The organism is Arthrobacter globiformis NBRC 12137, from assembly GCF_000238915.1.
Lineage (GTDB): Bacteria > Actinomycetota > Actinomycetes > Actinomycetales > Micrococcaceae > Arthrobacter > Arthrobacter globiformis.
In genome coordinates this window covers 22,856-28,855 of record NZ_BAEG01000050.1, presented here as the reverse complement: position 1 = coordinate 28,855, position 6,000 = coordinate 22,856, and the positions used below count along the sequence as shown (strand labels likewise).

Here is a 6,000-nt window from a genome sequence, read left to right as displayed (position 1 = left end):
GGCGACATCGTCAAGGAAGTCCAGGCCGAAGTCGCCGACGTGACCGACTCCACGGCCGACGCCGGCCGGGCGCCGGAATAGGGGAGCCGTGACTGGGAGCGGCATGAAAGAAGTAACTCTTGGACTCGTGGGAGTGGGCCGAATCGGCGCCATGCACGCCCGCAACATCACCGGCCTGAAGGAGCTGACGGGGCCGCAGGGCACCCAGGTGCACCTTAAGCTGACCGACGTTGCCGCAGAGCACGCCCGGACCCTGGCGGGCGGAATCGGCGCTGGGTTCCTTCCCTCCGTTGAAGCCCTGCTGGAGTCCGGCATCGACGGGCTGGTCATCGCCACCGGAACGGCTACGCATCCGGACCTGATCAAGGCCGGTGTGGACGCCGGGATCCCGGTGTTCTGCGAAAAGCCTGTTGCCGTGAACGTCGAGGAATCACTGCCCGTCCTCGACCATATCCGCGCCACAGGCGGCACTGTGCAGATCGGACACCAGCGCCGGTTCGACCCGGGTTACCTGGAGGCCAAGCGAGCCTTTGACGCCGGGGAGCTGGGGTGGCTTCACACGGTCAGGGCGGTGACGTGCGACATGACGCCGCCGCCGGTGGAGTTCCTCGCGACGTCCGGCGGCCTCTTCCGCGACTGCTCCGTCCACGACTTCGACATTCTCCGCTGGCTCACCGGCAAGGAAATCGTGGAGGTCTTCGCCAAGGGTTCCAACAACGGTGACCCCGCAATCGGCGCCGTCGGAGACGTTGATACGGCGCTGGCCGTGGTGACGTTCGACGACGGCAGCGTAGGCACCGTCTCGGCCACCCGCTACAACGGGGCAGGACACGACGTCCGGCTGGAACTCCAGGGGTCCGCCGGGTCCGTCATGGTGGGGATGGATGAGCAGATGGCGATGATCTCCGCCGAACCCGCAGTGGGTTTCCCGGCGGGGCCGCCGCACAGGACGTTCGCCGAGAGGTTCCACACGGCGTACCGTGCAGAGATGGCGGCCTTCGTCGAACTGGTGCTCGGGAAGCGGCAGAACCCGTGCACGCCGGAGGACGCCGTCGCAGCGTCCATGGTGGCGGACGCCGCCCAGGCGTCGCTGCAGTCCGGGGAGCCGGTGCGGGTCGCGCTCCAGACCGCGGGCTGACGCGGGAACCAGGTGTCGTTGCCTGTTTCAGGAACGACAAAGCCCCGCCTTCAGGTTTGTGGCCTTGAAGGCGGGGCTTCGGTAGTGGTGCACCCCCCGGGACTTGAACCCGGAACCCATTGATTAAGAGTCAATTGCTCTGCCAATTGAGCTAGAGGTGCATCTGCTGTATCGGTCATCCGCGGGCTTTTGTTTCCCCGTTGACCTCCGCAACGACATGAAACTCTACACGAAGTTTTGGTTATGACAACACCGCTCCCGGCGCAGCCACTTCCGGGAAACCACAAAGCCCCGCCTTCAGGCTTGTGGCCATGAAAGCGGGGCTTCGGTAGTGGTGCACCCCCCGGGACTTGAACCCGGAACCCATTGATTAAGAGTCAATTGCTCTGCCAATTGAGCTAGAGGTGCATTTGCTGTTTCGGTCGTCCGCGGGCTTTTTGTTTCCCTCGTTGACCTCCGCAACGACATAAGACTCTACACGAAGTTTTGGCCGGTGTGAAATCGAGGTGGGCGGGGCGTGCCACTCAGCGTGGAGGCCGCAAAATCAGCGCGAAATCAGGGTTTTGGTTGTTGCTGAGGGCCCATAGATCCCCATTCGGGGCCAGCGCAACGTTCCTGATCCGCCCGAACTGCCGCGTGAAATAGCCCACAGGGGTGCCGGCGTTTTCGCCGCTGAGAGGGACCGCCCAGATGCGCTGGCCCCTTAGCGCCCCGAGGTAGGCCGTGTTGCCGGAAATTTCGAGTCCGCTGGGCGAGGAGTCTGCCGTGGATGGCCAGATGACCTTGGCGTCGATGAAGCCGTCCCGGTGGGGTGCCCCGGTGACTTCGGGCCACCCGTAATTTCCGCCGGGCCGGATCAGGTTGAGTTCATCGTTGACGTCGGGTCCGAATTCGCTGGCCCAGAGCCGGCCCTGGCCGTCCCACGCCAGGCCCTGGACGTTCCGGTGGCCAAGGCTGTAGACGGGGTTGTTCGGGAACGGGTTGCCGGGCGCGGGGGCGCCGTCCTTGGTGAGCCGCAGTATCTTGCCGCCCAGCGCGTTCCGGTCCTGCGGCTGCTCCCGGCGCTGCGAGTCGCCCGTACCGACGTAGAGGAACCCGTCCGGACCGAAGCGGATCCTGCCGCCGTTGTGCGTGGAGGCCTTGGACATGCCGGAGAAGATCACCTCCGGCTCACCCAGCCGGAGGCCCCCGCCGCCGGCTGCCCCGGTACCTTCCAGGCGCATGCGGGCAATCCGGTTGTCGTCGGCCGACGTGAAGTAGGCGTAGAGATAGTGGTCCGAGGCAAAGCCGGGCGACAACGCCAGCCCCAGCAGCCCGCCCTCTCCGCCGGGAACGACGCCGGGAACGGCCCCGATGGTGCTGACTTTGCCGTCGGTCACGGATTTGAGCAGGGCGGAATCGCGTTCGGAAATAACTGCTGTGCCGTCCGGCAGGAACACCGTCGACCAGGGAATCTGAAGTCCCTCGATCCTGCTCCCCACTTCCGGCGCCCGCGGCGCCGCCGGGGCTGCCGTGCCGGAGGCGGCGGGCGCACTGGTTCCCGGGGTCCCTGTTCCCGGGGTGCTTGTCCCCAGGGTGCTTGTCCCCGGCGTGCCGGTGCCAGGAACGGGCTGACCGCCGTCGCCCGTGCAGCCGGACAGCGACATCGTGAGGACGGACAATGCCAGCGCGGTCACTGCCAGGGGCGTGGCGGCGGCCGCCGCTGCGGGCTTTCGGGGGTGGTTGAGTGTCATGCGCTTCCTCCGGCCGCAGTCAGCCGCCGCGTGGGCGTTAACGCCGGGACCGGCGCGGAGCCCGGAATCCGGCAGCCTCGGCGTGCGCCGGGGAAAGGAACCAGACTTCCGCCCTGGCGTCCTGGTAGCCGGCGCTGTCTTCGTCGTAATAGGTCATGGCGCTGACGTCGCCTTTGACGGCGTATCCGTCCGGGCCGCTGCCATCTGCGGCCGGCGAGGCAGACCCCTCACCGTAGGGCTGGTCCGCCGCCGTTTCTGAGCCTTCGCCGGCGGCCTGTTTGTGGGGGATGGGCTGTTCGCCGAAACCCCTTTCCGCACCGAATCCCTGTTCCAGGTGATGAGGCTGGGGTTCGCGGTGAGGCGGGGCATCGTGGCTGGCTCCGGCTTCGGTCGCAGCGGAGGACTGGATCCGCTGTTGGGTTTCAGCCTCCGCGTCCAGGGCTTCGGCCGCGGCGGATTCCGCGCCCGGCAGGGTGGGGGCGTGCGGATCCGTGTACTCGGCGTGGTGCATCGGGGTGGCAGGCTGCGCTGCAGCCTGCTGCGTGGGGCTGCCCGTCTCGGCACTGCCTGCATCCGACCATTGGGCATCCCATTCGGCCCTGTCGCCGTCGTCGTCCCAGTCGTCAACGTCTCCTCCGGCGGGTCGAGCCGAGGACGGGCGGGCAGTGGCGGCCTCCCAGGATTCGATGTCCGGTTCCACGTCCTCGGGCTCCGGGCGCGCGGCTGCGGGGGCGGGCCGGCCCGTCAGCGGAGCGGCTTCCGGCGCTGGCCCGAAGTTTGGTTCGGTGTCCGGTCCGGCCAGGCGGCCTGCTTCGGGTACGGTCCGGGTGGTGTCTGACGGAGGCCCCACTGCCGCTGCGGCGGCAGAAGCGGCCGACGTCGACTCTTCCCGTGCAGCTGATGGTGCGGTAGTGGCTCCGGACGGGGACGTCACCTGTTCGGTCCGGGCCGCGCCGGTTGCCGTTCCCCGTGAGTTCCGGTTCAGCAGCCACCAGACGACGGCGATGATCAAAACAATGACAATGACCCAGATAATCCACTCCATAGCAAAGCCTTTCATCCGTCACACGAGGTTGCCGTTGCTTGACGGTACGTCGCTGTCAATAGGGCTGTCTAGGCTTGTCAGCGCCAGCAGGACCGAGGGCAGGCAGGGCCTCTGTCCCAGAATGTGAGACGTGAGTCCACTATTTGATCGAAATTTTCTGGAAATTGGGCCAAACCGGCCACTTCCGGTCGTTGGCGGCCTTTCAGGAGTCATAGACTTTGACCCATGAGTGAGGACACCCAGATCGCAACCGAAAACAAGCCTGACATCAAGCCCCGGAGCCGGATTGTCACCGACGGCATTCACGCAGCTCCGGCACGTGGAATGTTCCGGGCCGTGGGCATGGGCGATGACGACTTCGCCAAGCCCCAGATCGGCGTCGCGAGCTCCTGGAACGAAATCACTCCCTGCAACCTGTCCCTGAACCGGCTGGCCCAGGGAGCCAAGGAAGGCGTCCACGCCGGCGGCGGGTTCCCGATGCAGTTCGGCACCATCTCCGTTTCCGACGGCATCTCCATGGGCCACGAGGGCATGCACTTCTCCCTGGTCTCCCGCGAAGTCATCGCCGACTCCGTGGAAACCGTCATGCAGGCAGAGCGCATCGACGGCTCCGTGCTGCTGGCCGGCTGCGACAAGTCACTTCCGGGCATGCTCATGGCCGCTGCGCGCCTGGACCTCGCCAGCGTGTTCCTGTACGCCGGCTCGATCATGCCGGGCTGGGTCAAACTTGAGGACGGCTCCGAGAAGGAAGTCACCCTGATCGACGCCTTCGAAGCCGTTGGTGCGTGCGCTGCCGGCAAGATGAGCATGGAAGACCTCACCCGCATCGAGAAGGCCATCTGTCCCGGCGAAGGCGCCTGCGGTGGCATGTACACCGCCAACACCATGGCATGCATCGGTGAGGCCCTGGGCATGTCCCTCCCCGGCTCCGCCGCCCCGCCCTCGGCAGACCGCCGCCGCGACGAATTCGCCCGCAAGTCCGGCGAGGCAGTAGTGAACCTGCTCCGCAAGGGCATCACCGCCCGGGACATCATGACCAAGAAGGCGTTCGAAAACGCCATCGCCGTCACCATGGCCTTCGGCGGATCCACCAACGCCGTCCTGCACCTGCTGGCAATCGCCCGCGAAGCAGAGGTCGAACTGAGCCTGGACGACTTCAACCGCATCGGCGACAAGATTCCGCACCTCGGCGACCTGAAGCCGTTCGGCCGGTACGTCATGACGGACGTCGACAAGATCGGCGGCGTGCCGGTCATCATGAAGGCACTGCTCGACGCCGGCCTGCTGCACGGTGACTGCCTCACCGTCACCGGCAAGACGCTTGCCGAGAACCTCGAGTCCATCAACCCGCCGGACCTGGACGGCAAGATCCTCCGCGCGCTGGACAACCCGATCCACAAGACCGGCGGCATCACCATCCTGCACGGCTCGCTCGCCCCCGAGGGTGCGGTGGTGAAGAGCGCCGGCTTCGACGCGGACGTCTTCGAAGGCAGCGCCCGGGTATTCGAGCGTGAACAGGGCGCCCTGGACGCGCTGGACAACGGCGAGATCCAGAAGGGCGACGTCGTGGTGATCCGCTACGAAGGCCCCAAGGGCGGCCCGGGCATGCGCGAGATGCTCGCCATCACCGGCGCCATCAAGGGTGCGGGCCTGGGCAAGGATGTCCTGCTGCTCACCGATGGCCGCTTCTCCGGCGGCACCACCGGCCTGTGCATCGGCCACGTCGCCCCCGAAGCGGTCGACGGCGGCCCCATCGCCTTCGTGAAGGACGGCGACCGGATCCGCGTCGACATCGCAGCACGCACGTTCGACCTGCTCGTTGACGACGCAGAACTCGAAGCCCGCAAGGAAGGCTGGACACCGCTGCCGGCCAAGTTCACCAAGGGCGTCCTGGCCAAGTACGCCAAGCTGGTGCACAGCGCCTCCACGGGCGCATACTGCGGGTAGCGCCGTCCCGGACCGTATGGCGCAGAGCGCCATACGGTCCGGGACCCTGGGCGCTACCCTTATTAAGCCCTGCCGCCTAGAGTGGGCATGGCGGCAGTCGGTCCGACCGTTGAAGAGGACCAAAAACTGGACAATGA

4 protein-coding genes and 2 tRNA genes are annotated in these 6,000 nt (G+C 66.5%); 2 read left to right on the top strand and 4 right to left on the bottom strand.

Annotated elements, in window-relative coordinates; translation table 11 throughout:
• Nucleotides 1-103: 103 nt before the first annotated feature.
• Complete coding sequence (locus tag ARGLB_RS09290; protein WP_003801505.1) at nt 104-1,138, top strand: Gfo/Idh/MocA family oxidoreductase; 1,035 nt, start codon at nt 104-106, stop codon at nt 1,136-1,138.
• An 85-nt stretch (nt 1,139-1,223) separates the two neighbouring features.
• On the opposite strand, the gene ARGLB_RS09285 is transcribed toward ARGLB_RS09290, so the two are convergent.
• The 4 genes from ARGLB_RS09285 to ARGLB_RS09270 form a co-directional block, all read right to left on the bottom strand.
• Nucleotides 1,224-1,299: transfer RNA gene (locus ARGLB_RS09285), tRNA-Lys, on the bottom strand.
• A gap of 171 nt (nt 1,300-1,470) precedes the next feature.
• Nucleotides 1,471-1,546, bottom strand: a tRNA-Lys gene (locus tag ARGLB_RS09280).
• A 116-nt stretch (nt 1,547-1,662) separates the two neighbouring features.
• Nucleotides 1,663-2,871 (bottom strand): PQQ-dependent sugar dehydrogenase, encoded by a 1,209-nt coding sequence (locus ARGLB_RS09275; RefSeq protein WP_003801502.1) that lies wholly within the window; start codon nt 2,869-2,871, stop codon nt 1,663-1,665.
• A gap of 37 nt (nt 2,872-2,908) precedes the next feature.
• Nucleotides 2,909-3,916, bottom strand: a complete 1,008-nt coding sequence (locus ARGLB_RS09270; RefSeq protein ID WP_003801500.1) for a sunset domain-containing protein — start codon at nt 3,914-3,916, stop codon at nt 2,909-2,911.
• A gap of 225 nt (nt 3,917-4,141) precedes the next feature.
• Between ARGLB_RS09270 and ilvD the strand changes: the two genes are divergently transcribed.
• Complete coding sequence (gene ilvD, locus ARGLB_RS09265; protein ID WP_003801498.1) at nt 4,142-5,863, top strand: dihydroxy-acid dehydratase; 1,722 nt, start codon at nt 4,142-4,144, stop codon at nt 5,861-5,863.
• Nucleotides 5,864-6,000 lie beyond the last annotated feature (137 nt).